Here is a 26,198-nt window from a genome sequence, read left to right on the forward strand (position 1 = left end):
GGTGGTGAGTCAGGACTTCAGTCGGGAAAAGCGTCTGCTAACCCCCCGGCATTTCAAGGCAGTCTTTGACTCCCCCACCGGCAAGGTTCCGGGGAAAAATCTCCTGCTCCTTGCGCGTAACAACGATCTGGATCACCCCCGCCTCGGGTTGGTGATCGGCAAGAAGAGCGTAAAGCTCTCCGTTGAGCGCAATCGCCTCAAGCGTCTGATGCGCGAATCGTTTCGCCTCCACCAGGAAACTCTGGTTGGTTGGGATATTGTTATCGTCGCGCGCAAAGGCTTGGGGGACGTAGAAAACCCCGAATTGATTCAGCATTTCGGCAAGCTCTGGAAACGTTTGGCGCGTACCCACAAGCCAGCACCAGCAGTCAGCACCGAAACTGTAGGGGTAGACAGCACCAATGCGTAAACTGGCCCTCGTTCCGATCCAGTTTTACCGTTATGCCATTAGTCCTCTGATGGCCGACCACTGTCGTTTCTACCCCAGTTGTTCCTGCTACGCGTTAGAGGCCATAGAAAATCATGGTCTTCTGCGCGGTGGCTGGCTGGCCTTTCGTCGTTTAGGCCGCTGTCATCCGTGGAATCCCGGTGGTTTTGACCCGGTTCCACCTATCCCTACCTCCCGTTCTTCTTCGATGGCCGAGTAATCATGGATATTAAACGCACGATCCTGATCGTCGCCCTGGCAATCGTGTCCTACGTCATGGTTCTTAAGTGGAACCAGGACTACGGCCAGGCTGCCCTGCCGACTCAGAATGTTGCTACCAATCAGGCTGCGCCGGCTATTCCGGACACCCCGTTGGGTAACAATGCGTCCGCGAGTGCCGATGTTCCCAGCGCGAATGGCGAGACAAGCGCCCCTCTAGAAACGCCAGTGGTCACCAACAAAGACCTCATCCACGTGAAAACGGATGTGCTCGACCTGGCTATCGACCCACAAGGTGGTGATATCGCGCAGTTGAAACTGCCGCTGTATCCACGTCGCCAAGACCATCCGGATGTGCCGTTCCAACTGTTCGATAACGGTGGTGAACGCACTTATCTGGCGCAAAGTGGCCTGACCGGCACTGACGGTCCGGATGCTCGTGCTACCGGTCGTCCGGTTTATTCGACCGAACAGAAGACTTATCAACTGGCTGATGGCCAGAACCAGCTGAACGTTGACCTGAAATTCAGTCAGGACGGCGTCAACTACATCAAGCGTTTCAGCTTTACCCGCGGTTTGTACGATCTGAAAGTCACCTATCTGATCGACAACGAAAGCGCCAAGCCATGGAGCGGCAACCTGTTTGCCCAGCTCAAGCGTGACAACAGCGCCGATCCTTCTTCCAGCACTGCCACCGGCACCGCGACTTACCTGGGCGCTGCCCTGTGGACAAGTAGCGAGCCGTACAAAAAAGTGTCGATGAAAGATATCGACAAGGGCGCGCTGAAAGAAACCGTACAAGGCGGCTGGGTTGCCTGGTTGCAACACTACTTCGTGACCGCATGGATCCCGAACAAGGGTGAAGCCAACCTGGTTCAAACCCGCAAAGACAGCCAAGGCAACTACATCATTGGTTTTACTGGCCCGGCGTTGACCGTCGCACCAGGCGCCAAGGCTGAAACCAGCGCCACGCTGTACGCCGGCCCGAAAAGCCAGGCCGTGCTGAAAGAGTTGTCCCCAGGTCTGGAACTGACTGTGGATTACGGCATTCTGTGGTTCATTGCCCAGCCAATCTTCTGGCTGCTGCAACATATCCACAGCATTGTAGGTAACTGGGGCTTCTCGATCATCTTGCTGACCATGCTGATCAAGGGGATCTTCTTCCCTCTGTCGGCCGCCAGCTACAAATCGATGGCACGTATGCGTGCCGTGGCCCCGAAACTGGCCGCGCTGAAAGAGCAACATGGCGATGACCGGCAGAAAATGTCGCAAGCCATGATGGAGCTGTACAAGAAAGAGAAGATCAACCCGCTGGGTGGATGCTTGCCGATTCTGGTGCAGATGCCGGTCTTCCTGTCGCTTTACTGGGTACTCCTGGAAAGCGTGGAAATGCGCCAGGCTCCGTTCATGCTGTGGATAACTGACCTGTCGATCAAAGACCCGTTCTTTATCTTGCCGATCATCATGGGCGCGACCATGTTCATCCAGCAGCGCTTGAACCCGACTCCGCCGGATCCGATGCAGGCCAAAGTGATGAAAATGATGCCAATCATCTTCACCTTCTTCTTCCTGTGGTTCCCTGCTGGTCTGGTGCTGTACTGGGTCGTCAACAACTGCCTGTCGATCTCTCAACAGTGGTACATCACACGTAAAATCGAAGCGGCTACCAAAAAAGCTGCGGCGTAATTTACTCTGTGGATAACCACTCAAGACGCCCCCTAGTGGGGCGTTTTGCTTTCCGTCACTTTTGTTCTGGAACCTGCTGATGAGCGCTCCTCGTGAAACCATCGCTGCTGTCGCTACCGCTCAAGGTCGCGGCGGCGTCGGTATCGTTCGAATTTCCGGGCCGCTCGCCGGTTATGCGGCCCAGGCCATCAGCGGCCGCGAGTTGAAACCGCGCTACGCCCACTACGGCCCCTTTCTGGACGCCGATGCGACCGTGCTGGATGAAGGCCTGGCGCTGTATTTTCCCGGGCCCAACTCGTTCACCGGCGAAGACGTGCTTGAATTGCAAGGGCACGGCGGTCCAGTCGTGCTGGATATGCTGCTGCAGCGCTGCCTGCAATTGGGTTGCCGCCTGGCGCGTCCGGGGGAGTTCAGCGAGCGGGCTTTTCTCAATGACAAACTCGATCTGGCCCAGGCTGAAGCCATTGCCGACTTGATCGAGGCGAGTTCTGCACAGGCCGCGCGCAATGCATTGCGTTCGTTGCAGGGTGCATTTTCGTTGCGTGTGCATAACCTGACCGAGCAATTGATCAGCTTGCGCATCTACGTCGAGGCAGCGATTGATTTTCCGGAGGAGGAAATCGACTTCCTCGCCGATGGGCACGTCCTGGCCATGCTCGACAAAGTCCGCGATGAGTTATCCACAGTGCTGCGCGAAGCCGGGCAGGGGGCTCTACTGCGCGATGGCATGACCGTGGTGATCGCGGGACGGCCAAATGCCGGCAAGTCGAGTCTGCTCAATGCCCTGGCAGGTCGCGAGGCGGCCATCGTTACCGAGATCGCCGGCACCACCCGGGATATCTTGCGCGAACATATCCACATCGACGGTATGCCGCTGCACGTGGTCGACACTGCAGGTCTGCGCGATACCGACGACCAGGTCGAAAAGATTGGCGTAGAGCGCGCACTCAAGGCCATCGGCGAAGCGGACCGGGTGTTGTTGGTGGTGGACGCCACCGCGCCAGAGGCTGTGGATCCTTTTGCCTTGTGGCCGGAATTTCTCGAGCAACGGCCGGACCCGGCCAAGGTCACCTTGATTCGCAACAAGGCCGACCTGACCGGCGAAGCTATTGCCATGGAAACCAGCGAGGATGGCCATGTCACCATCAGCCTGAGTGCGAAGTCGGCCGGCGATGGCCTGGAACTGCTGCGCGACCACCTCAAAGCCTGCATGGGCTATGAGCAAACCTCGGAAAGCAGCTTCAGTGCACGTCGCAGGCACCTGGAGGCGCTGCGCCACGCCAGCGCGGCGCTGGAGCACGGTCGGGCGCAACTGACCTTGGCGGGGGCAGGGGAGCTGCTGGCTGAGGATTTACGTCAGGCACAGCAGCTGCTGGGCGAGATCACCGGTGCATTCAGTTCGGATGATTTGCTGGGACGGATTTTTTCAAGCTTCTGCATCGGCAAATAGCCCAGTTATCCACATATCCTGTGGGAGCCGGCTTGCCGGCAAAAACGCCCTGAAGAACGCCTGAGTTCTTCAGGGCTACTGTGCGCCTTTACCAGTTATAGGAAACCGTCCCAAGCAGCGTCCGACTGTCGCCCCAGTAGCAGCGACCTGCATCGTTGCAACCGGATACATATTCCTTGTCGAACAGATTCTTCGCGTTCAGATCCACCGACCAGTGTTTGTCGAGCTGATAACCGATCGCCGCATCCACCAACGTCACGCTTCCGGCATCCAATTTCCCATACAGCGTCGGCGCGGTGTAGGAGAAAGTGCTATCGAAGTAGCGCACTCCGCCACCCAGGGACAAGCCCTTGAGCTGGCCATCCAGAAAGCGGTACTTGCCCCACACCGACGCCTGGTTACGTGGCACCCCGGTCATCTGATGCCCTTCGACCAGTGAAGTGGCGGAATCCTTGGTAATTCTTGCATCGGTATAGGTGTAGGCCGCGGTGACATTCAAGTTCGGCGTAAGGTTGCTGTTGATTTCCACCTCCGCCCCTTTGGCGCGGCTTTCGCCCACTTGGCGATAGCTGTTGGTGGTGGCATCGAGGTAGGTGTCATCCTGCTTGCGCAGGTCATACACCGACAGCGTCATGGCGGTGTCCCAGCCAATCGGCTCGTACTTCACACCCACTTCGTACTGGCTGCTGGTGATCGGCTTTAACGGTGAACCCGCGTTGGAAATCTGCTGCACCGGGACGAAGGCGGTGGAGTAGCTGACATACGGCGTCACGCCGTTGTCGAACTGGTACATCACTCCGCCCTGGTACGTAAACTTCTTGTCGTCAGAACCTGTGTTGCTGGCCTTGTTCACCTTGTCGCGAAAATCACTCTCGACCCAATCCTGGCGATCGCCGAGCAGGAACAGCCAGTGGTCGTATTTGCTTTGGACCTGTGCATAAACGCCTTTCATCTGCTGTTCGAGCAGGGTGTTCTGTACCGCGATCGGGGTGAGCGGGTCGCGCAGGTACACCGGGTTATACACATTGATGGTGCCGGCGAAGCCCGCATCCCAGTCCTGATTGAACGAGGTGCGGTCGTAGCTGGCGCCAACCAGCAGGGTGTTTTCCAGGTCACCGACCTGGAATTTGCCTTCGAGCTGGTTATCCAGGGAATACACCATCGACTTGTTGTAGCGGTCGTAGGCGGTCATGTTCAACTGGGTGCCGAAGCCGCGATTGTTCAGCGCGCCGGGCCAGGTTTCATGGCGGTTGATGCGCGACTGCATGTAGCGCGAGTTCTGGCGGAACTGCCAATCGTCATTGAAGCTGTGGCTGAACTCGTACCCGGCGCTCCAGGCTTCGCGCTCGAACGTGTTCCAGTCCGGGTCGCCGAGCATGGTGTGTTTGGACAGCTTGCCGTTCGGGTTTTTCAGTAAAGTGCCGGCCGCGGGTAGGCCCAGTTCCAGATTGGTGTGGTCCTTCTGGTAGTTGGTCAGCAGAGTGAGGGTGTTGTAGTCATCAATGTTCAGGGTCAGGGAGGGCGCGATGTACAGGCGATCATCGGGCACGTGGTCGGTCTGGGTGTCGGATTTTCGACCGAGCATGACCACGCGGCCCAGGACGTTGCCACTGTCATTGAGTGGCCCCGAGATATCCACACCCAGCTGGCGCCGATTGTTGGAGCCGTAACCCAATTGCACTTCGCCTTGGGGCGTGGCGGTGGGGTGTTTGCTGACCAGGTTGACCAACCCGCCCGGCGCGTTTTCCCCATAGAGCAGAGAAGAAGGGCCGCGGAAAATCTCTACGCGCTCCAGGCCGTAGGGTTCACTGGTGGTGTCATACCGATTGCCCTGCACACGAAGGCCATCGCGCAGCAGGCCGTAGCCATAATCCGTGGCATTGAAACCACGAATGAAAAACAGGTCGCCCGCGAGGCTATCACCGGCAGCAAACGGTGGCGCGAAGATCCCCGGTACATACCCCAGCACCTCCGTCAGCGTCTGCGACTTCTGGTCCTTGATGCGTTGGCCTGTGACCACCGATACCGAGCGCGGGGTTTCCGACAGCGCAGTGCTGGTTTTGGTACCGACGCGGCTGTTTTGCGCCTTGTAGCCAACATCACCGGCAATGTCCTGATTGAAACCGGCCTGTTGATAAGTGCTGACGGTGGTGGGGGCGAGCGTCAATGGCCCATCTTGCGAGGCCTGGAGTACATAGCTCCCGGGCGCCTGGGTTACGGCTTGCAACCCCGAGTTTTGCAGCAATAACGCAAAGCCTTGATCCACCGAATAGTCACCTTCCAGCCCCGGCGTATTCAAGCGCGCGGTCTGCTGGGGTGAGAAGGACAGAATCACGTTAGCCTTGGCGGCAAATTGGCTCAACGCTGCGTCAAGGGGCCCGGCGGCAATGGTGTAATGCTGCGCAGCACTGGCTGCCAGGGCGCTTGTGGACAAAAAGACACCGGCGGTGGCGGCCGTGGACAGCAGTAAACCGTAGGTCATGCCGTGGTAAGAGAGTTGCTGGCGGAGTTTGGCGGGAAGGCGCATAGGTGGATAAGCCCTGAAGGTAGCGTCGTGATTACCCGTAGGGCCGGGCCAGGTAAAAAAAAGATAACCCCTCTGTGGATTATTTTTTCGCTCAACCCACGCGCGTCACCGAAACCCAATAGCGAGTGAAATATTTCACCTGGATCGGCAGAGTAGCTTGCAGGTTAGCCAGTACTGCATCGGTGGAGTCGAGGCGGAACGTGCCGGAAACCCGCAGAGGCGCCGAGGCCGGATCGCACTGCAGAACACCTGAGCGATAGCGTGCCAGGTCGTCGATCAGATCCCCAAGTCGCGCATCCAGGACGATCACTTGGCCATCGACCCAAGCCGCCTGGGTCCGGCGATAGGCGTGGTTGGGGCCGACATTTTCCCTGTCGAAGTCAGCGCTTTCACCGGCAGCCAGCAGCCGAGTGCGATCGGGTTGGTCTGCAGGCGAGATGCTCACTCGGTCTTCCAGCACCCCCACTCGCGTCGAATCCGCCAGTTGGCGCACGGTAAACCTCGTTCCCAATGCCTGAACTCGGCCCTGGCGGGTTTCAACATAAAAGGGCGCCTGCCCACCCAGTTTTCCGGTGTGGATAAGCACTTCACCTTCGCGCAAGCGGATCAAACGCTGGCGCCCATCAAACACCACATCAATGGCGGTACTGGTGTTGAGGTCTATTCGAGTGCCATCGGCCAGTTCGATCCTTCGCCGTTCGCCGACGCGTGTGCGGTAGTCCGCCCACACATTGCCCAGGGAAGGCGCGTGTTGAACATTCCAGCCCAGGTAGCCGGTGCCGCCCAGCACCAGCATCCACTTGAGCACCTGCCGCCGTTGCTGCGTGGCCGATAAGGCGCGACGGGTGAAATCCTGAGGCAGGGCACCCAGGCTGCGTTGCAGCTGCTCCATCTGGTTCCACGCTGCCAGGTGTGCCGGGTCGCCATTGAGCCATTGTTGCCAGGCATAGTGCTCAGCCGGCGTTGGAGGTTGCGACTGAAACTGCACATACCAAGTGGCAGCGGCTTCGAAGACCTTTCGATCCGGGGCAACCATTACAGGCTGGCCATGATCAGTGAACACTCGGTAAGCGCGCGGATCATGTGTTTCTTCACGGTGGTCAGGGACACCTGCAACTGATCGGCGATCTGTTGATAAGTCAGGCCTTCGATCTGCGACAGCATGAAAATTCGCCGGGCCCGATCGCCCAGGTCAGCCAGGGCCTTATCCACAGCTACCAGCGTTTCAATGATGATGGCCTTGTCTTCTTCACTGATGGCGACAGCTTCAGGGCGCTCAGCCAACGACTGTTGATACGCGCGTTCAATCGCATGCCGGCGATAACGATCAATGACCAAGCCCCTGGCAATGGTTGCCAGGTAGTCCCTGGGTTCAAGGATCTGCGCCGCATCGCGCCCGCCCAAGATACGCACGAAAGTATCGTGTGCCACATCGGCTGCATCGCAAGCGTTATGCAATTTACCTTTGAGCCATCCCTGCAGCCACGAATGGTGATGCTCATAGATGTGCTGGACTGCAGCCGTGTGTGAAGGAGGCATAGGGCGCGTTAAGGCAGGTTAATGATAATCGCTATTATTAACTGCGCCGTCGACTTCTCACAATAGCTCTCTTTTTGCAGCATTCCTCACTGAGTTCAAAAAACGCGGTGGCTTCGTCATGGGTGAAATACACGATATCTGTGGATTAAGCCCTGTGAATAACCGCCCCTGTGCCCAGTTGATAACAGGGCTTGAAACCTGAGTAAAAACCCCTCTGTGGATAACCACCTGTTTAATCCACAGGCTTAAAGCACTTATCCAAGGGCCTCATTGGCACATGACCACAGACTTTTGAATCGCTGTACACAAAGTAAATAAAGGCCTGTAGAGATCTATCCACAGAAAGTAGGCTCAGTAGAAATAAACATAAAAACAAAGATCTTATAAACTTCTCTCTTTTAATTTCTATTGTCTGTGATTCATCCACAGCTGGTTAAATTTTGTGCAAAGGGTTCTTTAGGAAGGGCTAAGTCCCTATACTTGCCGCCAAAGCTCTAAAACTCTTTCAACAATCAATTCCTGATTACCTACATAAGAAGGCACGAGGTGCGTGGTGGATTTCCCTTCCCGTTTTGAAGTGATCGTCATCGGCGGCGGTCATGCCGGTACCGAGGCAGCACTGGCCTCAGCACGCATGGGCGTAAAAACCCTGTTGCTGACGCACAACGTGGAAACCCTCGGTGCCATGAGTTGCAACCCCGCCATTGGTGGGATCGGCAAAAGCCATCTGGTCAAGGAAATCGATGCCCTTGGCGGTGTGATGGCCATGGCTACCGACAAAGGTGGCATTCAATTTCGCGTGCTCAACAGCCGCAAAGGCCCAGCCGTTAGGGCTACCCGGGCTCAAGCTGACCGCATTCTCTACAAGGCCGCGGTACGTGAAACCCTGGAAAACCAGCCGAACCTGTGGATATTTCAGCAAGCAGCGGATGACCTGATCGTCGAACAAGACCAGGTACGCGGTGTTGTCACCCAAATGGGCCTGCGTTTCTTCGCAGAATCCGTGGTGCTGACCACCGGTACCTTCCTCGGCGGACTTATCCACATTGGCATGCAGAATTATTCGGGCGGCCGCGCCGGTGATCCGCCGTCGATTGCCCTGGCAAAACGCCTGCGTGAATTGCCGTTGCGTGTCGGCCGCTTGAAAACCGGGACCCCGCCGCGTATCGACGGGCGTTCTGTGGATTTCTCGGTGATGACCGAACAAGCCGGCGATACGCCAATCCCAGTGATGTCGTTCATGGGCTCCAAAGAACAGCACCCGAAACAGGTCAGCTGCTGGATTACCCACACCAACGCCCGCACCCACGAAATCATTGCCGCGAATCTCGACCGTTCGCCGATGTATTCCGGTGTGATCGAAGGCATTGGCCCGCGTTATTGCCCATCTATTGAAGACAAGATTCACCGCTTTGCCGACAAGGAAAGCCACCAGGTCTTCATCGAGCCCGAAGGCTTGACCACCCACGAGCTGTACCCGAACGGGATTTCCACATCTTTGCCGTTCGACGTGCAAATCCAGATCGTGCAATCGATTCGCGGCATGGAAAACGCGCACATCGTGCGTCCGGGCTACGCCATCGAGTACGACTACTTCGACCCGCGTGACCTGAAATACAGCCTCGAAACCAAAGTGATCGGCGGCCTGTTCTTCGCCGGGCAAATCAACGGCACCACCGGTTACGAAGAGGCCGGCGCCCAAGGTTTGCTGGCCGGAACCAACGCGGCACTGCGCGCGCAAGGCAAAGACAGCTGGTGCCCGCGCCGCGATGAGGCGTACATCGGTGTGTTGGTCGATGACCTGATTACTCTCGGGACTCAGGAACCGTACCGGATGTTTACGTCCCGGGCCGAATACCGCCTGATCCTGCGCGAAGACAACGCCGACCTGCGCCTGACCGAAAAAGGCCGCGAGCTGGGCTTGGTCGATGACGCACGCTGGGCCACCTTCTGCAAAAAACGCGAAAGCATCACGTTGGAAGAGCAGCGCCTGAAAAGTACCTGGGTTCGCCCCGGCACCGAGCAAGGCGACGCGATTGCCGAAAAATTCGGCACGCCGCTGACCCACGAATACAACTTGCTGAACCTGCTGTCCCGTCCGGAAATCGACTACGCTGGTCTGGTCGAAGTGACAGGCCACGGTGCAGAAGACCCACAGGTTGCCGAACAGGTTGAAATCAAGACCAAATACGCCGGTTACATTGATCGCCAACAGGACGAGATCGCTCGCCTGCGCGCCAGTGAAGACACCAAACTGCCTGTGGACATCGACTACACCGGGATTTCCGGGTTGTCGAAAGAAATCCAAAGCAAGCTGGGGATAACTCGGCCGGAGACACTGGGCCAGGCTTCACGTATCCCTGGTGTTACCCCGGCAGCCATTTCGCTGTTGATGATTCATTTGAAAAAACGCGGCGCGGGCCGTCAGTTGGAGCAAAGCGCTTGAGTTCGTTGGTTACCTCGCAACACGCCGAAGAGTTATCCACAGGTGCACGCCAGTTGGGCGTGGACCTGACCGATGCACAGCACGACTTGCTGCTGGGCTATCTGGCCCTGTTGATCAAATGGAACAAGGCTTACAACCTCACAGCGGTGCGCGACCCGGACGAAATGGTCTCGCGCCACCTGCTCGACAGCCTGAGCGTGATGCCCTTTATCGAAAACGGCCGTTGGTTGGACGTTGGCAGCGGCGGCGGCATGCCTGGCATTCCGCTGGCCATCCTGTTTCCAGAGTCGCAAGTGACGTGCCTGGACAGCAACGGCAAGAAAACCCGCTTCCTGACCCAGGTCAAACTCGAACTCAAGCTGGATAACCTGAATGTTATCCACAGTCGCGTCGAAGCCTTCGTGCCTGAACAGCCTTTCAACGGGATTGTTTCCCGGGCATTCAGCAGCATGGAGAACTTCAGCAACTGGACCCGCCATTTAGGCGACCGCGACACCCGTTGGCTGGCAATGAAGGGCGTTCATCCAAGCGACGAGCTGTTAGCATTGCCGGCAGACTTCCACCTCGATAGCGAACACGCCTTGGCCGTACCCGGTTGCCAAGGCCAACGCCATCTGCTGATACTGCGCCGCACGGCATGATTGGGAACACAAGCAAGAATGGCTAAGGTATTCGCGATAGCGAACCAGAAAGGTGGCGTGGGCAAAACCACCACCTGCATCAACCTCGCAGCATCCCTGGTCGCTACCAAGCGCCGGGTGCTGTTGATCGATCTCGATCCACAGGGCAACGCCACCATGGGTAGCGGTGTGGATAAACACGGCCTGGAGAACTCGGTCTACGACTTGCTGATTGGCGAGTGCGACCTGGCCCAGGCCATGCACTATTCCGAGCACGGCGGTTATCAACTGCTGCCGGCCAACCGCGATTTGACCGCGGCCGAAGTGGTGCTGCTGGAAATGCAGATGAAAGAAAGCCGTCTGCGCAGCGCCCTGGCGCCGATCCGCGAGAATTACGACTACATTTTGATCGACTGCCCGCCGTCGCTGTCGATGCTGACGTTGAACGCGCTGGTGGCTGCCGATGGGGTGATTATCCCCATGCAGTGCGAGTACTTCGCGCTCGAAGGCTTGAGTGACCTTGTGGATAACATCAAGCGTATCGCAGAGTTGCTTAACCCGAACCTGCAAATCGAAGGCCTGTTGCGGACCATGTACGATCCGCGCCTGAGCTTGATGAATGATGTGTCGGCCCAGCTCAAGGAACACTTTGGCGATCAGCTTTACGACACGGTGATCCCACGTAACATCCGTTTGGCCGAAGCGCCAAGCTATGGCATGCCCGCGCTGGCGTACGACAAGTCATCTCGCGGCGCCATTGCCTACCTGGCACTGGCCGGCGAGATGGTTCGCCGTCAACGCCGCAACTCACGCACCGCTGCAGCCCAGCCAACTTAAGGAATCCCCATGGCCGTCAAGAAACGAGGTCTCGGACGTGGACTGGATGCACTGCTGAGTGGTCCGACTGTCACTTCGCTTGAAGAACAAGCCGTGCAGGCCGACGAGCGCGAGCTGCAGCACCTGCCGCTGGACCTGATCCAGCGCGGCAAATACCAGCCGCGCCGGGACATGGATCCCCAGGCACTGGAAGAACTGGCCAATTCGATCAAGGCCCAAGGCGTGATGCAGCCGATCGTGGTGCGCCCGATTGGCGGCGGTCGCTTTGAAATCATCGCGGGTGAACGCCGCTGGCGCGCGAGCCAACAGGCGGGCAAGGAGACCATCCCGGCGATGGTGCGCGATGTGCCGGACGAAACTGCGATCGCCATGGCGTTGATCGAGAACATCCAGCGTGAAGACCTCAATCCCATCGAGGAAGCAATCGCCCTGCAGCGCTTGCAGCAGGAATTCAAACTGACGCAGCAGGAAGTCGCGGATGCGGTGGGCAAGTCCCGCGTGACCGTGTCCAACCTGTTGCGCCTGATTGCGCTGCCGGAAGTCATCAAGACCATGCTGTCCCACGGCGACCTGGAAATGGGTCATGCCCGTGCTTTGCTCGGTTTACCGGAAAATCAACAGGTTGAAGGGGCGCGACACGTTGTCGCACGCGGCCTCACCGTTCGTCAGACTGAGGCGTTGGTTCGCCAGTGGCTCAGCGGCAAACCTGCACCGGTCGAAACGGCCAAACCTGATCCGGATATTGCGCGCCTCGAGCAGCGCCTGGCCGAGCGGCTGGGCTCTGCGGTGCAAATCCGCCACGGCAAGAAAGGCAAAGGACAATTGGTCATCGGGTATAACTCACTCGATGAGCTTCAGGGCGTCCTTGCCCACATCCGCTGAAACATTTGCTTATGTAGCGCGCGATCGGAAAACACTACCCGACAGTTGAATAGGGGCTGAACCGCCCCTATACTCTGCGCGCATTTTGTCGGCACAAATTATGCCAAGTTATTGATTCTCGGCAGCCGACCATTGAGGAGCAAGAGTGATGGAAACCCGCACGCCAAACACGTTGCCGTTCCATCGCTTGGCCGTTTTCCCGGTTTTATTGGCTCAATTTGTCATTTTGCTGATCGCCGCATTGGCGCTTTGGTATTGGCATGGAGTCGTAGCCGGATATTCAGGACTCTGCGGAGGCCTGATAGCCTTGCTGCCCAATATGTATTTTGCTCACAGGGCCTTTCGGTTTTCCGGCGCCCGAGCAGCCCAGGCTATCGTCCGGTCTTTTTATGCCGGCGAAGCAGGGAAACTGATTTTGACGGCAGTGCTGTTTGCACTGACCTTTGCAGGTGTGAAGCCATTGGCGCCGCTGGCTGTATTCGGCGTCTTCGTGTTGACCCAACTGGTCAGCTGGTTCGCTCCCCTGCTAATGAAAACAAGACTTTCGAAACCTTAGGGCGTTTGAGGCAACCATGGCAGAAACAACCGCTTCGGGCTATATCCAGCACCACTTGCAGAACCTGACCTTCGGTCAGCTTCCCAACGGCGGCTGGGGCTTCGCCCACACCGCAGCAGAAGCCAAAGAAATGGGCTTCTGGGCATTCCACCTGGATACTCTGGGTTGGTCTGTCGCATTGGGTCTGATCTTCGTCCTGATTTTCCGCATGGCGGCAAAGAAGGCGACTTCCGGTCAGCCGGGTGCTTTGCAGAACTTCGTTGAAGTATTGGTCGAATTCGTCGATGGCAGCGTGAAAGACAGCTTCCATGGCCGTAGCCCGGTGATTGCACCGCTGGCACTGACCATCTTCGTCTGGGTGTTCCTGATGAACGCCGTCGACCTGATTCCGGTCGACTGGATTCCTCAGCTGGCCATCCTGATCACCGGCGATCACCACATTCCATTCCGTGCGGTTTCCACCACGGACCCTAACGCCACCCTGGGCATGGCCCTGTCGGTGTTTGCGTTGATCATTTTCTACAGCATCAAAGTCAAGGGCATCGGCGGCTTCATCGGCGAACTGACCCTGCACCCGTTCGGCAGCAAGAACATCTTTGTTCAAGCCCTGCTGATCCCGGTGAACTTCCTGCTGGAGTTCGTAACGCTGGTCGCCAAGCCGATTTCCCTGGCTCTGCGACTGTTCGGCAACATGTATGCCGGCGAGCTGGTGTTCATTCTGATCGCTGTGATGTTCGGCAGTGGTCTGCTCTGGCTTAGCGGCCTGGGCGTAGTTCTGCAGTGGGCGTGGGCTGTGTTCCACATCCTGATCATTACCCTGCAGGCCTTCATCTTCATGATGCTGACCATCGTCTACCTGTCGATGGCGCACGAAGAGAACCATTAAGACCAGTCTCGACTAGTCTGATGTCCTTCCCGGTAACACGGGAAGGTGGGCCCTACCGGGCTATGAAACGATTTGTTTTACCGCTTTAAAATCTAAAAAACCTAAACCATACGACGTAAAAGTCGGGAGGAAAGATGGAAACTGTAGTTGGTCTAACCGCTATCGCTGTTGCACTGTTGATCGGCCTGGGCGCCCTGGGTACTGCCATTGGTTTCGGCCTGCTGGGCGGCAAATTCCTGGAAGGCGCAGCGCGTCAGCCAGAAATGGTACCAATGCTGCAAGTTAAAATGTTCATCGTCGCCGGCCTGCTCGACGCCGTGACCATGATCGGCGTTGGTATCGCTCTGTTCTTCACCTTCGCGAACCCTTTCGTTGGTCAACTCGCTGGCTAATCACTCGAATTTTTCGAGTTGATTGGGGTGATGGACAACGAATGAGCGAGGTGTTGGCGTGAACATTAATGCAACCCTGATTGGCCAATCCGTTGCGTTCTTCATTTTTGTAGTGTTTTGCATGAAGTTCGTGTGGCCTCCGGTCATCGCGGCTTTGCACGAACGTCAGAAGAAGATCGCAGACGGCTTGGACGCTGCCACCCGTGCAGCTCGCGACCTGGAGTTGGCCCAAGAGAAAGCGGGTCATCAACTGCGCGAAGCTAAAGCACAGGCAGCTGAAATCATTGAGCAAGCCAAGAAGCGCGGTAACCAGATCGTCGAAGAGGCTGTTGATAAAGCCCGCGTCGAAGCTGACCGTGTGAAGGCTTCGGCTCATGCCGAGATCGAACAGGAACTGAACGGCGTCAAAGACGCGCTGCGTGCCCAACTGGGTGCTCTGGCGGTCGGCGGTGCTGAGAAGATCCTCGGTGCCACAATCGATCAAAACGCGCACGCGGAGCTGGTTAACAAACTGGCTGCTGAAATTTAAGCGAGGGCGATCATGGCAGAACTGACCACGTTGGCCCGACCTTACGCTAAGGCAGCCTTCGAGCACGCCCAGGCCCACCAGCAGCTGGCCTCTTGGTCAGCCATGCTCGGCCTGGCTGCAGCAGTGTCGCAAGACGACACCATGCAGCGCGTGCTCAAGGCCCCGCGCCTGACGAGCGCAGACAAGGCCGCCACTTTTATTGAAGTGTGCGGCGACAAGTTTGATGTGAAAGTGCAGAACTTCATTCACGTCGTTGCCGAAAACGACCGTCTCTCGCTATTGCCGGAGATCGCCGCTCTGTTCGACCTGTACAAGGCCGAAGAAGAGAAGTCGGTAGACGTTGAAGTGACCAGTGCTTTTGCATTGAACCAAGAACAGCAAGACAAACTCGCCAAGGTTCTCAGTGCACGACTCAATCGGGAAGTGCGCCTGCAAGCTTCGGAGGACGCATCCCTGATCGGGGGTGTTGTTATCCGTGCCGGCGACCTGGTTATCGATGGCTCGATTCGCGGCAAAATCGCGAAACTTGCCGAAGCATTGAAATCTTGAGTTTGAAGGGGCAGCAGAGCAATGCAGCAACTCAATCCTTCCGAAATAAGTGAAATTATCAAGGGCCGCATCGACAAGCTCGATGTGACCTCCCAAGCCCGTAACGAAGGCACTGTCGTCAGCGTATCTGACGGCATCGTGCGGATTCACGGTCTGGCCGACGTAATGTACGGCGAGATGATCGAGTTTCCGGGCGGCGTCTACGGTATGGCCCTCAACCTGGAGCAAGACTCCGTAGGTGCCGTTGTATTGGGCGCGTACACCAGTCTGGCTGAAGGCATGAGCGCCAAGTGCACAGGCCGCATCCTGGAAGTTCCGGTTGGTAAGGAACTGCTGGGTCGCGTAGTCGACGCACTGGGTAACCCTGTTGACGGTAAAGGTCCACTGGGCAACACCGAGACCGACGCGGTCGAGAAAGTTGCTCCAGGCGTGATCTGGCGTAAGTCGGTAGACCAGCCTGTACAGACTGGCTACAAGGCTGTCGATGCCATGATTCCGGTCGGCCGTGGCCAGCGTGAGCTGATCATCGGTGACCGTCAGATCGGTAAAACCGCTCTGGCGATCGACGCGATCATCAACCAGAAAGACAGCGGCATTTTCTGCGTCTACGTAGCCATTGGTCAGAAGCAATCGACCATCGCCAACGTGGTTCGCAAGCTGGAAGAAAACGGCGCCCTGGCCAACACGATCATCGTGGCTGCCAGTGCTTCGGAATCTCCTGCGCTGCAATTCCTGGCACCGTACTCCGGTTGCACCATGGGTGAATTCTTCCGCGACCGCGGTGAAGACGCGCTGATCGTTTATGACGATCTGTCCAAGCAAGCAGTGGCTTACCGCCAGATTTCCCTGCTGCTGCGCCGTCCACCAGGCCGTGAAGCTTACCCAGGCGACGTGTTCTATCTCCACTCCCGTCTGCTGGAGCGCGCATCCCGCGTATCCGAAGAGTACGTAGAGAAGTTCACCAACGGCGCAGTGACCGGCAAAACCGGTTCCCTGACCGCACTGCCGATCATCGAAACCCAGGCTGGCGACGTTTCCGCGTTCGTTCCGACCAACGTGATTTCCATCACCGACGGTCAGATCTTCCTGGAATCGGCCATGTTCAACTCCGGGATCCGTCCTGCTGTGAACGCCGGTGTTTCGGTATCCCGTGTGGGTGGTGCCGCTCAGACCAAGATCATCAAGAAGCTCTCCGGTGGTATCCGTACCGCTCTGGCTCAGTACCGTGAACTGGCGGCATTCGCCCAGTTCGCTTCTGACCTGGACGAAGCCACCCGTAAGCAACTTGAGCATGGTCAGCGCGTTACCGAGCTGATGAAGCAGAAGCAATACGCCCCAATGTCGATCGCTGACATGGCGTTGTCGCTGTATGCCGCTGAGCGTGGGTTCCTGACTGACGTCGAAATCACCAAGGTCGGCAGCTTTGAACAAGCGCTGATTGCTTACTTCAACCGCGATCACGCCGACTTGTTGGCCAAGATCAACGTGAAGGGTGACTTCAATGACGAAATCGACGCTGGCATGAAAGCCGGTATCGAGAAGTTCAAGGCCACCCAAACCTGGTAAGCCGCAGCGGGAGCCGCAAGGCTCCCGCTTGCTAACCTGATAGGTGTTACATGGCAGGCGCAAAAGAGATTCGCAGTAAGATTGCGAGCATCAAAAGCACGCAAAAGATTACCAGCGCCATGGAAAAAGTGGCGGTCAGCAAAATGCGCAAGGCACAAATGCGCATGGCTGCTAGCCGTCCTTATGCGGAACGTATCCGCCAGGTAATTGGGCATTTGGCCAACGCCAACCCGGAATACCGCCACCCGTTCATGATCGACCGCGCCGTTAAGCGTGTGGGTTATGTGGTAGTGAGCAGTGACCGTGGTTTGTGCGGTGGTCTGAATACCAACCTGTTCAAGGCCCTGGTCAAGGACATGGCGGTAAACCGCGAAAACGGCGTCGAGATTGATCTGTGTGTTGTTGGTAGCAAGGGTGCGGCCTTTTTCCGTAACTTCGGCGGTAACGTCGTTGCAGCTATCAGCCACCTGGGTGAAGAGCCGTCGATCAATGATTTGATCGGCAGTGTGAAGGTGATGTTGGATGCGTACCTGGAAGGCCGGATTGACCGCCTGTCCGTGGTATCCAACAAGTTCATCAACACCATGACCCAGCAGCCAACCGTGGAGCAATTGATTCCACTGGTGGCGACTCCGGATCAGGAACTCAAGCACCACTGGGACTACCTCTACGAACCAGACGCCAAAGAGCTGCTTGACGGCTTGATGGTGCGCTACGTGGAGTCGCAGGTGTACCAGGCGGTGGTCGAGAACAACGCAGCTGAACAAGCGGCGCGGATGATCGCGATGAAAAACGCTACCGATAACGCCGGTGATCTGATCAGCGATTTGCAGCTGATCTACAACAAGGCGCGTCAGGCTGCGATCACCCAAGAGATCTCGGAAATCGTCGGCGGCGCTGCCGCGGTTTAACGGTTCAAATATTCAGAGGATCCAGCTATGAGTAGCGGACGTATCGTTCAAATCATCGGCGCCGTTATCGACGTGGAATTTCCACGCGACAGCGTACCGAGCATCTACAACGCGCTGAAAGTACAAGGCGCGGAAACTACTCTGGAAGTTCAGCAGCAGCTGGGCGACGGCGTAGTTCGTACCATTGCGATGGGTTCCACCGAAGGCTTGAAGCGCGGTCTGGACGTTGTCGACACTGGCGCAGCCATCTCCGTACCGGTCGGTAAAGCGACCCTGGGCCGGATCATGGACGTACTGGGCAACCCGATTGACGAAGCTGGCCCGATCGACACCGAAGAGCGCTGGGGCATTCACCGTCCAGCACCTTCGTTCGCCGAACAAGCTGGCGGCAACGATCTGCTGGAAACCGGCATCAAGGTTATCGACCTGGTTTGCCCGTTCGCCAAAGGCGGTAAAGTCGGTCTGTTCGGTGGTGCCGGTGTAGGCAAAACCGTAAACATGATGGAACTGATCCGTAACATCGCCATCGAGCACAGCGGTTATTCCGTGTTCGCCGGTGTGGGTGAGCGTACTCGTGAGGGTAACGACTTCTACCACGAGATGAAGGACTCCAACGTTCTGGACAAAGTGGCACTGGTTTACGGTCAGATGAACGAGCCGCCGGGAAACCGTCTGCGCGTAGCACTGACTGGCCTGACCATGGCCGAGAAGTTCCGTGACGAAGGTAACGACGTTCTGCTGTTCGTCGACAACATCTACCGTTACACCTTGGCCGGTACTGAAGTATCCGCACTGCTGGGCCGTATGCCTTCGGCAGTAGGCTACCAGCCGACCCTGGCTGAAGAGATGGGCGTTCTGCAAGAACGTATCACTTCGACCAAAGAAGGTTCGATCACCTCGATCCAAGCGGTATACGTACCTGCGGATGACTTGACTGACCCGTCGCCTGCGACCACCTTCGCCCACTTGGACGCCACCGTCGTTCTGTCCCGTGACATCGCTTCCCTGGGTATCTACCCAGCGGTCGATCCACTCGACTCGACTTCGCGCCAGCTGGACCCGAACGTGATCGGCCAGGAGCACTACGACACCGCTCGCGGCGTTCAGTACGTGCTGCAGCGTTACAAAGAACTGAAGGACATCATTGCGATCCTGGGTATGGACGAGCTGTCGGAAGCCGACAAGCAGTTGGTAAACCGTGCTCGTAAGATCCAGCGCTTCTTGTCGCAGCCGTTCTTCGTGGCTGAAGTCTTCACCGGTGCTTCGGGTAAATACGTTTCCCTGAAAGACACCATTGCTGGCTTCAAAGGCATCCTCAACGGTGACTACGACCACCTGCCAGAACAAGCGTTCTACATGGTCGGCGGCATCGAAGAAGCGATCGAGAAAGCCAAGAAACTGTAATCCCGGCGCCCGGCAACGGGCGCTCATCAGGTTGAGGCAATCAGATGGCTATGACAGTCCATTGCGATATCGTCAGCGCGGAAGGGGAAATCTTCTCCGGTCTGGTAGAAATGGTGATTGCACACGGCGAACTCGGTGACCTGGGTATTGCCATGGGCCACGCGCCGTTGATCACCAGCTTGAAGCCAGGTCCGATCACGCTGACCAAGCAAGGCGGGGAAAAGGAGGTGTTTTACATCTCTGGTGGTTTCCTCGAGGTTCAGCCGAACATGGTCAAGGTACTTGCCGACACCGTGCAACGTGCTGGCGACCTGGATGAAGCCTCCGCTCAGGAAGCCGTCAAGGCTGCCGAGAAGGCCCTGAACGAAAAGGGCGCGGACTTCGACTACAGCGCTGCTGCTGTACGTCTGGCCGAGGCTGCAGCCCAGCTGCGCACGCTCCAGCAGATCCGCAAGAAGTAAGCGGCCCAGCCGTCATGCTTCATGTGCGATTGATTAAAAAGGGTAGCCTCGGCTACCCTTTTTCTTTTTTTGCAAAACACTTCTCTGGTCTGAAGCCGGACCGCCCAGGATTGGTAGCCATTCATGTCTCTTGAAATCGTCATCCTCGCCGCAGGCCAAGGCACTCGCATGCGTTCGGCTCTGCCCAAGGTGCTGCACCCGGTCGCGGGTAATTCCATGCTCGGCCATGTTATCCACAGCGCCCGGCAACTGGACCCCCAGCGGATTCACGTAGTGATCGGCCACGGCGCCGACGTGGTGCGTGAACGCCTGGCGGCGGATGACCTGAATTTTGTGTTGCAGGACAAACAACTGGGCACCGGCCACGCCACCGCGCAGGCCGTGCCGTTCATCAGCGCCGACACAGTGCTGATCCTCTACGGCGACGTGCCGTTGATCGAAGTGGAAACCCTGCAACGCCTGCTCAAGCACGTCGTGCCTGGCCAAATGGGTCTGCTCACCGTCGAACTGGATGACCCCACCGGTTATGGCCGCATCGTGCGCGATGCGGGCGGCAAGGTGGCCGCTATCGTCGAGCACAAAGACGCCAGCGAAGCCCAGCGCGCCATCACTGAAGGCAACACTGGGATTCTCGCGGTGCCGGCCAATAAGCTTGCTGACTGGATGAGCCGCCTGTCCAACAACAACGCCCAGGGCGAGTACTACCTCACTGACGTGATCGAAATGGCCGTGAGTGATGGCCTGCTGGTCGCCACCGAGCAGCCCCACGACCCCATGGAAGTGCAGGGCGCCAACGACCGCAAGCAGCTTGCTGAGCTGGAGCGTCATTACCAGCTGCGCGAAGGCCGCCGTCTCATGGCCCAGGGCGTGACCCTGCGCGATCCGGCGCGCTTCGACGTACGCGGTGAAGTCAGCGTCGGCCGCGACGTGCTGATCGACATCAACGTGATCCTTGAAGGCCGCGTGATCATTGAAGACGACGTAGTGATCGGCCCGAACTGCGTGATCAAGGACAGCACCCTGCGCAAAGGCGTGGTGATCAAAGCCAACAGCCATATCGACGGTGCCGTGATGGGCGAGGGCAGCGATGCTGGCCCGTTCGCGCGTTTGCGTCCGGGCAGCGTATTGGGGGCCAGGGCGCATGTGGGTAACTTTGTCGAACTGAAGAACGCGCGCATGGGCGACGACGCGAAGGCCGGCCACCTGGCTTATCTGGGCGATGCGGTGATTGGTGCTCGCAGCAACATCGGTGCGGGTGCGATCACGTGCAACTACGACGGTGCGAACAAGTATCAGACGACGATTGGCGAGGACGTATTCATCGGCTCGAATAACTCGCTGATTGCTCCCGTCACTATCGGCGACGGATCCAACACTGCTGCGGGCTCAACCATCAACCAGGATGTGGATAAGTCGCAACTGGCCGTAGCCCGCGCCCGCCAGCGCAACATCGACGGCTGGAAACGCCCGGTCAAAATCAAAAAGACCTGAGTTATCCACAATCAATGTGGGAGGGGGCTTGCCCCCGATGGCGGTAGATCAGTCAGCTTATGAATCGACTGACACTCTGCTATCGGGGGCAAGCCCCCTCCCACATTTGCGGTGTGGTGTGCTTAAAAATTTTGTTCGCGCTGCTTGACGATCTTTCGCCAATAGGTTTTGATTGCCTTCGTTATCTTTCGAAACGAAACTTGTCATCACCATGTCGAAACGAAATACTCCCCAACGACGCCACAACATCCTGACCTTGCTCAATGAACAGGGCGAGGTCAGCGTGGACGAATTGGCCAAGCGTTTCGAAACGTCGGAAGTCACCATCCGCAAGGACTTGGCCGCGCTGGAAAGCAATGGCCTGTTGCTGCGCCGCTACGGTGGCGCCATCACCATGCCTCAGGAGCTGGTGGGCGACGCCGCCCAACCCATCTCGGCTTACAAGCGCGCCATCGCACGTGCGGCCGTGATGCGCTTGCGTGAACACGCGCGCATCATCATCGACAGCGGCAGCACCACCGCCGCCATGATCCCCGAGCTGGGCCATCAGCCCGGCCTGGTGGTGATGACCAATTCCCTGCACGTGGCCAGCGCCTTGAGCGAGCTTGAACACGAACCGGTGCTGCTCATGACCGGCGGCACCTGGGACCCGCATTCGGACTCGTTCCAGGGCCAGGTCGCCGAGCAAGTGCTGCGCTCCTACGACTTTGATCAACTGTTCATCGGCGCCGACGGCATCGATCTGCAGCGCGGTACCACCACCTTCAACGAACTGCTGGGCCTGAGCCGCGTGATGGCCGAGGTCGCCCGTGAAGTGGTGGTGATGGTCGAGTCCGACAAGATTGGCCGCAAGATTCCCAACCTGGAACTGCCCTGGAGCAGCGTCCATACCCTTATTACCGATGATCGCCTGCCGCTTGAGGCCCGCGACCAGATCCAAGACCGCGGCATTACGCTGATATGCGCGGCAATCATCTAGGAGAAAACCATGTGTGGAATTGTAGGCGCAGTCGCTGAACGCAACGTCACCGCCATCCTGCTTGAAGGCCTCAAGCGTCTGGAATACCGCGGCTACGACAGCGCCGGTGTGGCGGTCTTTACCAACGCCGGCAAGCTTGAGCGTATGCGTCGCCCGGGCAAGGTCAGTGAACTGGAGCAAGCCCTGCTCGGCGAGCCGTTGGTTGGCCGTCTGGGCATTGCCCACACCCGTTGGGCCACCCACGGTGCGCCGTGCGAACGCAATGCCCACCCGCACTTCTCCGGTGACCTGGCGGTGGTGCACAACGGCATCATCGAAAACCACGAAGTGCTGCGCGAGCAGCTCAAAGGCCTGGGCTACGTGTTCACCTCGGACACCGACACCGAAGTCATCGCCCACCTGCTGAACCACAAGCTCAAGGACCTCGGCGACCTGACCGTCGCCCTCAAGGCCACTGTTAAAGAGCTGCACGGCGCCTACGGCCTGGCCGTGGTCAGCGCCAGCCAGCCAGACCGCGTGGTCGCCGCGCGCAGTGGCAGCCCGTTGGTGATCGGCCTGGGCCTGGGCGAAAACTTCCTTGCCTCCGACCAACTGGCGCTGCGCCAGGTGACTGACCGTTTCATGTACCTGGAAGAAGGCGATATCGCCGACATCCGTCGCGAAAGCGTGGCGATCTGGGACGTCAACGGCAACTCCGTCGAACGCGAAGCCGTGCAATACCGCGACGGCGCCGAAGCCGCTGACAAAGGCGAATTCCGCCATTTCATGCTCAAGGAAATCCACGAGCAACCGTCTGTGGTGCAACGCACCCTGGAAGGCCGCCTGAGCCAGAGCCAAGTGTTGGTCAACGCCTTCGGCCCACAAGCCGCCGAGCTGTTCGCCAAAGTGCGCAATGTGCAGATCGTCGCCTGCGGCACCAGCTACCACGCCGGCATGGTTGCGCGTTACTGGCTTGAGGAACTGGCCGGCATCCCGTGCCAGGTCGAAGTCGCCAGCGAGTTCCGCTACCGCAAGGTGGTGGTGCAACCCGACACCCTGTTCGTGACCATCTCCCAGTCCGGCGAAACCGCCGACACCCTGGCGGCCCTGCGCAACGCTAAAGAGCTGGGCTTCCTCGCCAGCCTGGCGATCTGCAACGTCAGCATCAGCTCCCTGGTGCGCGAATCCGACCTGACCCTGCTGACCCAGGCCGGTCGCGAAATCGGCGTGGCTTCCACCAAAGCCTTCACCACCCAGCTGGTTGGCTTGTTGCTGCTCACCCTGTCCCTGGGCCAAGTCCGCGGCACCCTCGCCGAAGGCGTCGAAGCCACGCTGGTCGAAGAACTGCGCCGCCTGCCAACCCGCCTCGGCGAAGCCCTGGCCATGGACAGCACCGTGGAAAAAGTCGCTGAACTGTTCGCCGACAAAAACCATACCCTGTTCCTCGGCCGTGGCGCGCAGTACCCGGTGGCGATGGAGGGCTCGCTCAAGCTCAAGGAAATCTCCTACATCCACGCCGAAGCCTACCCAGCCGGTGAGCTGAAACACGGCCCACTGGCCCTGGTGGATGACGACATGCCGGTGGTCACCGTCGCGCCGAACAACGAACTGCTGGAGAAGCTCAAATCCAACCTGCAGGAAGTGCGTGCCCGCGGCGGCCAATTGATCGTGTTCGCCGACGAAAAAGCCGGCATGACCAACGCCGAAGGCACCCACGTCATCAACATGCCGCACATCCACGACACCCTGTCGCCGATCCTTTACACCATCCCGCTGCAGTTGCTGTCCTACTACGTTGCCGTGCTCAAGGGCACCGACGTGGACCAGCCGCGTAACCTGGCGAAGTCGGTGACGGTGGAGTAATACGTTGGACTCGTAAGGCATCACTTAAAAAACCCTCGGCAATCGAGGGTTTTTTATGGGCGAAGAACGTGTAGAAAACCGCCGAAGCAACCGGTCATCGGCGTTTATCGTTTTTGTGCGCCAATACCGCATACGCCTGTCAGGTTCCCCCTAGAATGCCTCCCTGTGGATAACTCAGCCAGGGATGCCTTCCATGAACATAGAACTGCTAATCGCCGGCATCGTCGTGCTGATCATTGTCGTGGGCGTGATCGGCTGGATGGTCGGGGTCTACAACGGCCTGGTCATGCGGCGTAACGATGTGGATAAGGCGTTCGCCAACATTGACGTGCTGCTCAAGCAACGGGCCGACCAGATCCCCGATCTGATGCGCGTGGTGCAGACCGCCATGAACCACGAGAACGCGCTGTTTACCCGCCTCAGCGACGCGCGCACTCAATACTTGAATGCCAGCAGCCTCAACGACAAGGTCGATGCGTCCAACCAGCTCAATGCCGCGCTCAAGTCGGTGATTGCGGTGGCAGAGAGTTATCCGGCGTTGATCTCCGGGCCGAACATGGTCGAGTTGCAGCAGGCGATCTCGGCGGTGGAAGAGCGCATTGCCGACCGGCGTGAGTTCTTCAACGAGTCGGTCAACCTCTACAACATCGCCATCGCGGTGTTCCCCGACCTGTTCTTTGCGCGAATGCTCAGCTATCAGCGTATTCCGTTGCTGGCGATCAGCGCCGAAGAAACCCGCTACGAAGGCGTAAAGCTTGAGGTGCCGGGGGCATGAAAACCACCCAGGCAGGCGTCGTCGCGAAGAAACCCAAGTGGAAAACCGCGTTGGCGCTGGTGTTGCTCGCAGGCTTCATCAGCTTGATTGCTTACGCACCGCACATTTTTATCGCGCTGTTTTTCCCGGTAGGCATTCTGGTCGGCCTGCTGCTCAGCTTCGGGCCCAACTTCTATAAAACCGAACAGCGGCTGGCCACCAGCCAGATTCGCTCGCTGGCGATGGGCTTGGTGGAAGTGCGCGGCAAAGTGATTGCCGACAAAACCCAGCTGTCGCCGGTGAATGGCAAGCCGTGCGTGGGCTATGTCTGGGTTGTCGAGGACGGCAAGAAAGACGACGACGGGCACTGGAGCTGGAGCCGGGTATCCGGCGAGGCGCGCTGCAATGACTTCCGCCTGCAGGATGCAACGGGTGAGATCCGCGTGATCGCCGAAGGCATTGATCTGTTCGGCAACAAGGCCCCCGACGACTACGAACTCGTCGGCAGTTCCCGACGCCAAGGCGAGATCCTGCTGGTCCAGGACCTGGACGTGATGCTGATTGGCGATGCCTGTGAGCGCGACGGCAAACCTGCGATTGCCCAAGGCAAACAGCGCAACGCGGTGTTCGGTCTGGCGCTGACCCAGGATGTAGAAAACACTCGCGTGCTGGCACCGCTGTGGCGTGCCGGTGGTTTCTATGCCGCCGTGGTCGGGATGATCGGCGTGGGCATCATGGCCATGACGCCCGCGCATTTCGCCCAACTGCATTTACCCGGTCCCGACACGTATCAGCAAATGGAGCCACTGGGCCCCGTGTATCGGCTGCTGGCCTGGCTGTACCGCGAGGGCGGTTTCCCGATTCCGTTCATGGCGGCGTTTGGTTTTTTCCTGACGATCATCGTGGTGATGATGGCGACCCGGCTGGTCCTGCCCAAGGGCATGCGCCTGGCGGTGGGTCGTGTGCTGGGCGCGTGGATGGGATTGGGCATGGTCATCGGCGGCGTGGTCACGCTGCTGCTGTTCGTGGCTCAGGTGGATACCTTGAAGCTGTTTCTGGTGTGGATGCTGATCCTGCTCGGCACGTTGGTGTTTTCGATCTTCGAGCAACGCAAGCTGGGTGCGGCCTTCAAGCATTTTTCCAAGGATGCCGGCAAAGCCAGCTTCGGCGATGAAGACGCCTGATCAGGGCGTCGCGCAGGAGATCAAATGTGGGAGCGGGCTTGCCCGCGAAAGCGGTGGGTCA

The 26,198-nt window shown here is 58.2% G+C and carries 25 protein-coding genes; 22 read left to right on the plus strand and 3 right to left on the minus strand.

Features of this window, described 5'->3' with window-relative positions:
- The first annotated feature begins 4 nt into the window (after positions 1–4).
- The 4 genes from rnpA to mnmE all read left to right on the plus strand — a co-directional run bounded on the left by rnpA (position 5) and on the right by mnmE (position 3,782).
- Positions 5–409, plus strand: coding sequence for a ribonuclease P protein component (rnpA, locus tag ACP7B3_RS09430; RefSeq protein WP_218570655.1), 405 nt, complete (start codon positions 5–7; stop codon positions 407–409).
- Positions 402–647, plus strand: coding sequence for a membrane protein insertion efficiency factor YidD (gene yidD, locus ACP7B3_RS09435; protein WP_073636650.1), 246 nt, complete (start codon positions 402–404; stop codon positions 645–647). The genes rnpA and yidD overlap by 8 nt, the downstream gene beginning before the upstream one ends.
- A 2-nt stretch (positions 648–649) precedes the next feature.
- Positions 650–2,332 (plus strand): membrane protein insertase YidC, encoded by a 1,683-nt coding sequence (gene yidC / locus ACP7B3_RS09440; protein ID WP_242200580.1) that lies wholly within the window; start codon positions 650–652, stop codon positions 2,330–2,332.
- Between the two features lie 79 nt (positions 2,333–2,411).
- Positions 2,412–3,782, plus strand: a complete 1,371-nt coding sequence (gene mnmE / locus ACP7B3_RS09445; RefSeq protein WP_106575971.1) for a tRNA uridine-5-carboxymethylaminomethyl(34) synthesis GTPase MnmE — start codon at positions 2,412–2,414, stop codon at positions 3,780–3,782.
- Between the two features lie 88 nt (positions 3,783–3,870).
- On the opposite strand, the gene ACP7B3_RS09450 is transcribed toward mnmE, so the two are convergent.
- The 3 genes from ACP7B3_RS09450 to ACP7B3_RS09460 form a co-directional block, all read right to left on the minus strand.
- Complete coding sequence (locus ACP7B3_RS09450; RefSeq protein ID WP_426178693.1) at positions 3,871–6,309, minus strand: TonB-dependent siderophore receptor; 2,439 nt, start codon at positions 6,307–6,309, stop codon at positions 3,871–3,873.
- Between the two features lie 91 nt (positions 6,310–6,400).
- Entirely contained in the window at positions 6,401–7,345 is a 945-nt protein-coding gene (locus tag ACP7B3_RS09455) for a FecR domain-containing protein (RefSeq protein WP_426178694.1), read from the minus strand.
- Positions 7,345–7,848 carry a sigma-70 family RNA polymerase sigma factor gene (locus ACP7B3_RS09460; protein WP_426178695.1) on the minus strand — a complete coding sequence of 168 codons (504 nt, stop codon included), beginning with the start codon at positions 7,846–7,848 and terminating at the stop codon, positions 7,345–7,347. The genes ACP7B3_RS09455 and ACP7B3_RS09460 overlap by 1 nt, the downstream gene beginning before the upstream one ends.
- A gap of 553 nt (positions 7,849–8,401) precedes the next feature.
- On the opposite strand from ACP7B3_RS09460, the gene mnmG reads away from it, so the two are divergent.
- From mnmG to ACP7B3_RS09550, 18 genes are all read left to right on the plus strand, one after another.
- Positions 8,402–10,294: a tRNA uridine-5-carboxymethylaminomethyl(34) synthesis enzyme MnmG gene (gene mnmG, locus ACP7B3_RS09465; protein ID WP_426178696.1), complete on the plus strand. Its 1,893-nt coding sequence runs from the start codon at positions 8,402–8,404 to the stop codon at positions 10,292–10,294.
- Positions 10,291–10,935, plus strand: a complete 645-nt coding sequence (rsmG, locus tag ACP7B3_RS09470) for a 16S rRNA (guanine(527)-N(7))-methyltransferase RsmG (protein WP_145158405.1) — start codon at positions 10,291–10,293, stop codon at positions 10,933–10,935. The genes mnmG and rsmG overlap by 4 nt, the downstream gene beginning before the upstream one ends.
- 18 nt (positions 10,936–10,953) lie before the next feature.
- Positions 10,954–11,751 carry a ParA family protein gene (locus ACP7B3_RS09475; RefSeq protein WP_017477894.1) on the plus strand — a complete coding sequence of 266 codons (798 nt, stop codon included), beginning with the start codon at positions 10,954–10,956 and terminating at the stop codon, positions 11,749–11,751.
- Positions 11,752–11,760: 9 nt separating this feature from the next.
- The gene (locus tag ACP7B3_RS09480; protein ID WP_145158403.1) at positions 11,761–12,633 is read left to right on the plus strand and encodes a ParB/RepB/Spo0J family partition protein; all 873 of its coding nucleotides are present in this window, start codon (positions 11,761–11,763) and stop codon (positions 12,631–12,633) included.
- A 148-nt stretch (positions 12,634–12,781) separates the two neighbouring features.
- Positions 12,782–13,189 (plus strand): F0F1 ATP synthase subunit I, encoded by a 408-nt coding sequence (locus ACP7B3_RS09485; protein WP_010565865.1) that lies wholly within the window; start codon positions 12,782–12,784, stop codon positions 13,187–13,189.
- A gap of 16 nt (positions 13,190–13,205) precedes the next feature.
- Entirely contained in the window at positions 13,206–14,075 is an 870-nt protein-coding gene (gene atpB, locus ACP7B3_RS09490) for a F0F1 ATP synthase subunit A (protein WP_017848936.1), read from the plus strand.
- Positions 14,076–14,209: 134 nt separating this feature from the next.
- A complete protein-coding gene (atpE, locus tag ACP7B3_RS09495; RefSeq protein ID WP_002555987.1) occupies positions 14,210–14,467 on the plus strand; it encodes a F0F1 ATP synthase subunit C in 258 nt (85 codons plus the stop codon).
- Between the two features lie 58 nt (positions 14,468–14,525).
- Positions 14,526–14,996 (plus strand): F0F1 ATP synthase subunit B, encoded by a 471-nt coding sequence (locus ACP7B3_RS09500; protein WP_016970692.1) that lies wholly within the window; start codon positions 14,526–14,528, stop codon positions 14,994–14,996.
- Between the two features lie 12 nt (positions 14,997–15,008).
- Positions 15,009–15,545, plus strand: coding sequence for a F0F1 ATP synthase subunit delta (locus ACP7B3_RS09505; RefSeq protein ID WP_145158401.1), 537 nt, complete (start codon positions 15,009–15,011; stop codon positions 15,543–15,545).
- 21 nt (positions 15,546–15,566) lie between these two features.
- Positions 15,567–17,111, plus strand: coding sequence for a F0F1 ATP synthase subunit alpha (gene atpA / locus ACP7B3_RS09510; RefSeq protein WP_017135120.1), 1,545 nt, complete (start codon positions 15,567–15,569; stop codon positions 17,109–17,111).
- 50 nt (positions 17,112–17,161) lie between these two features.
- On the plus strand, positions 17,162–18,022 hold the full coding sequence (gene atpG / locus ACP7B3_RS09515; RefSeq protein ID WP_003233565.1) for a F0F1 ATP synthase subunit gamma: 861 nt from the start codon (positions 17,162–17,164) through the stop codon (positions 18,020–18,022).
- A 27-nt stretch (positions 18,023–18,049) separates the two neighbouring features.
- Positions 18,050–19,426, plus strand: a complete 1,377-nt coding sequence (gene atpD / locus ACP7B3_RS09520; RefSeq protein ID WP_017135118.1) for a F0F1 ATP synthase subunit beta — start codon at positions 18,050–18,052, stop codon at positions 19,424–19,426.
- A gap of 44 nt (positions 19,427–19,470) precedes the next feature.
- On the plus strand, positions 19,471–19,887 hold the full coding sequence (locus ACP7B3_RS09525) for a F0F1 ATP synthase subunit epsilon (protein ID WP_003177061.1): 417 nt from the start codon (positions 19,471–19,473) through the stop codon (positions 19,885–19,887).
- Positions 19,888–20,010: 123 nt separating this feature from the next.
- A complete protein-coding gene (gene glmU, locus ACP7B3_RS09530; protein ID WP_426178697.1) occupies positions 20,011–21,378 on the plus strand; it encodes a bifunctional UDP-N-acetylglucosamine diphosphorylase/glucosamine-1-phosphate N-acetyltransferase GlmU in 1,368 nt (455 codons plus the stop codon).
- Positions 21,379–21,589: 211 nt separating this feature from the next.
- Entirely contained in the window at positions 21,590–22,357 is a 768-nt protein-coding gene (locus tag ACP7B3_RS09535) for a DeoR/GlpR family DNA-binding transcription regulator (RefSeq protein ID WP_145158397.1), read from the plus strand.
- 9 nt (positions 22,358–22,366) lie between these two features.
- A complete protein-coding gene (gene glmS, locus ACP7B3_RS09540) occupies positions 22,367–24,199 on the plus strand; it encodes a glutamine--fructose-6-phosphate transaminase (isomerizing) (RefSeq protein ID WP_369302785.1) in 1,833 nt (610 codons plus the stop codon).
- 193 nt (positions 24,200–24,392) lie between these two features.
- Positions 24,393–24,974 (plus strand): LemA family protein, encoded by a 582-nt coding sequence (locus ACP7B3_RS09545; protein ID WP_262206813.1) that lies wholly within the window; start codon positions 24,393–24,395, stop codon positions 24,972–24,974.
- A complete protein-coding gene (locus ACP7B3_RS09550) occupies positions 24,971–26,137 on the plus strand; it encodes a hypothetical protein (RefSeq protein ID WP_426178698.1) in 1,167 nt (388 codons plus the stop codon). The genes ACP7B3_RS09545 and ACP7B3_RS09550 overlap by 4 nt, the downstream gene beginning before the upstream one ends.
- Positions 26,138–26,198: the final 61 nt, after the last annotated feature.

Source organism: Pseudomonas sp. TWRC1-2 (assembly GCF_049896685.1).
In the GTDB taxonomy this organism is placed as follows: domain Bacteria; phylum Pseudomonadota; class Gammaproteobacteria; order Pseudomonadales; family Pseudomonadaceae; genus Aquipseudomonas.

Bases quoted from the DNA above. Each gene is read 5' to 3' on its own strand.
- yidD (WP_073636650.1), top strand. From the start codon at position 402: ATGCGTAAACTGGCCCTCGTTCCGATCCAGTTTTACCGTTATGCCATT.
- yidC (WP_242200580.1), top strand. From the start codon at position 650: ATGGATATTAAACGCACGATCCTGATCGTCGCCCTGGCAATCGTGTCC.
- mnmE (WP_106575971.1), top strand. From the start codon at position 2,412: ATGAGCGCTCCTCGTGAAACCATCGCTGCTGTCGCTACCGCTCAAGGT.
- ACP7B3_RS09450 (WP_426178693.1), bottom strand. From the start codon at position 6,309: ATGCGCCTTCCCGCCAAACTCCGCCAGCAACTCTCTTACCACGGCATG.
- ACP7B3_RS09455 (WP_426178694.1), bottom strand. From the start codon at position 7,345: ATGGTTGCCCCGGATCGAAAGGTCTTCGAAGCCGCTGCCACTTGGTAT.
- ACP7B3_RS09460 (WP_426178695.1), bottom strand. From the start codon at position 7,848: ATGCCTCCTTCACACACGGCTGCAGTCCAGCACATCTATGAGCATCAC.
- ACP7B3_RS09475 (WP_017477894.1), top strand. From the start codon at position 10,954: ATGGCTAAGGTATTCGCGATAGCGAACCAGAAAGGTGGCGTGGGCAAA.
- ACP7B3_RS09480 (WP_145158403.1), top strand. From the start codon at position 11,761: ATGGCCGTCAAGAAACGAGGTCTCGGACGTGGACTGGATGCACTGCTG.
- ACP7B3_RS09485 (WP_010565865.1), top strand. From the start codon at position 12,782: ATGGAAACCCGCACGCCAAACACGTTGCCGTTCCATCGCTTGGCCGTT.
- atpB (WP_017848936.1), top strand. From the start codon at position 13,206: ATGGCAGAAACAACCGCTTCGGGCTATATCCAGCACCACTTGCAGAAC.
- atpE (WP_002555987.1), top strand. From the start codon at position 14,210: ATGGAAACTGTAGTTGGTCTAACCGCTATCGCTGTTGCACTGTTGATC.
- ACP7B3_RS09505 (WP_145158401.1), top strand. From the start codon at position 15,009: ATGGCAGAACTGACCACGTTGGCCCGACCTTACGCTAAGGCAGCCTTC.
- atpA (WP_017135120.1), top strand. From the start codon at position 15,567: ATGCAGCAACTCAATCCTTCCGAAATAAGTGAAATTATCAAGGGCCGC.
- atpG (WP_003233565.1), top strand. From the start codon at position 17,162: ATGGCAGGCGCAAAAGAGATTCGCAGTAAGATTGCGAGCATCAAAAGC.
- atpD (WP_017135118.1), top strand. From the start codon at position 18,050: ATGAGTAGCGGACGTATCGTTCAAATCATCGGCGCCGTTATCGACGTG.
- ACP7B3_RS09525 (WP_003177061.1), top strand. From the start codon at position 19,471: ATGGCTATGACAGTCCATTGCGATATCGTCAGCGCGGAAGGGGAAATC.
- glmU (WP_426178697.1), top strand. From the start codon at position 20,011: ATGTCTCTTGAAATCGTCATCCTCGCCGCAGGCCAAGGCACTCGCATG.
- ACP7B3_RS09535 (WP_145158397.1), top strand. From the start codon at position 21,590: ATGTCGAAACGAAATACTCCCCAACGACGCCACAACATCCTGACCTTG.
- glmS (WP_369302785.1), top strand. From the start codon at position 22,367: ATGTGTGGAATTGTAGGCGCAGTCGCTGAACGCAACGTCACCGCCATC.
- ACP7B3_RS09545 (WP_262206813.1), top strand. From the start codon at position 24,393: ATGAACATAGAACTGCTAATCGCCGGCATCGTCGTGCTGATCATTGTC.
- ACP7B3_RS09550 (WP_426178698.1), top strand. From the start codon at position 24,971: ATGAAAACCACCCAGGCAGGCGTCGTCGCGAAGAAACCCAAGTGGAAA.